This window comes from Halomicrobium sp. IBSBa (assembly GCF_017612575.1).
In the GTDB taxonomy this organism is placed as follows: domain Archaea; phylum Halobacteriota; class Halobacteria; order Halobacteriales; family Haloarculaceae; genus Halomicrobium.
In genome coordinates, this window is record NZ_JADPQC010000019.1 from 1 (window position 1) to 928 (window position 928).

Genomic DNA, 928 nt, shown 5'->3' on the forward strand with positions numbered 1-928 from the left:
GGCGGTGTCGGGAGCTGTGGCTGGTAGTAGATCACCAGTCCGAACGCACCGAGGATCATGCCCGAGACCAGCAGCTTGTACTCGCCGAGGAGCCAGGTGAGCCGGTCGCGGTTCGTCTGGAACGTCGGCGCGGGCATCAGGCCACCTCCGGCCGGCCGTTCTCCCGCCGGATCACGTTGTAGCCGGCGATCGCCATCCAAACGAACGCGATCGTTGCACCAGCAAGCCACGCCTGCAGCGACGAGAGTGCGCGCAGAATGTCGAGGCCACCACCGGAGGGTTGCTCGACGATCTCCGAATACAGACGTGTGTTCTCGGTGGAGATAGCGACACCGACCCAGCCGTCGACTTCGGTGACCGGCACTTCGATCGTCGCCGTTTCACCTGCACGGAATGGCTCGACGGTAACCGGGACCTTCCCGCCTTGGCGGAACTGGCCGCCGTCGGAGAAGGTCAGCGTCTGGACGGCCTTCGAGCGAATCGTCAACAGCGCCACGCTCTCGTTGGCCCGGTACTCGGAGTCGACCAGCACGGTGTTCTCGTCGATCCGCGTGGTGTCGGTCGGGTCGGTGTCCGAGCCCTGGGCGGTGGGCTCGGAGTTCGGAATATCGGTCGTGTTGGCGACGCTGTCAGCCGTCGGCCTTGCCCCGACTGGAGCGACGACGGCGAGCGATACGACTGCCAGCATGACGAGTGTCAGAAAGCGCATGGTGGTGAGTTAGGAGTTGCCCAGCAGTGCGGCACCGGCCAGCGCGGCCAGTGCGAGCAGTGCAACGGTCTGGTCGATCGAGCCGCCGCCGAGGAAGCCACCACCGCCACCGCCGCCGAGATCCTGTTCGCGAGCTTCCCACTGTGCCCGCTCGTAGGCCAGGTTCTCGTACAGTTTGGTGAGCTGGGTGGTGTTCACGTCGGCGGTCTCGTAGGTCGT

At 65.5% G+C, this 928-nt stretch carries 1 protein-coding gene and 1 pseudogene; both read right to left on the reverse strand.

Annotation, left to right across the window (positions count from 1 at the left end; all coding sequences use genetic code 11):
* Nucleotides 1-136 precede the first annotated feature (136 nt).
* Nucleotides 137-709: a hypothetical protein gene (locus IL252_RS17240; protein WP_208629047.1), complete on the reverse strand. Its 573-nt coding sequence runs from the start codon at nt 707-709 to the stop codon at nt 137-139.
* Nucleotides 710-718: 9 nt separating this feature from the next.
* Nucleotides 719-928, reverse strand: a pseudogene (locus IL252_RS17245) (hypothetical protein); the annotation flags it as partial.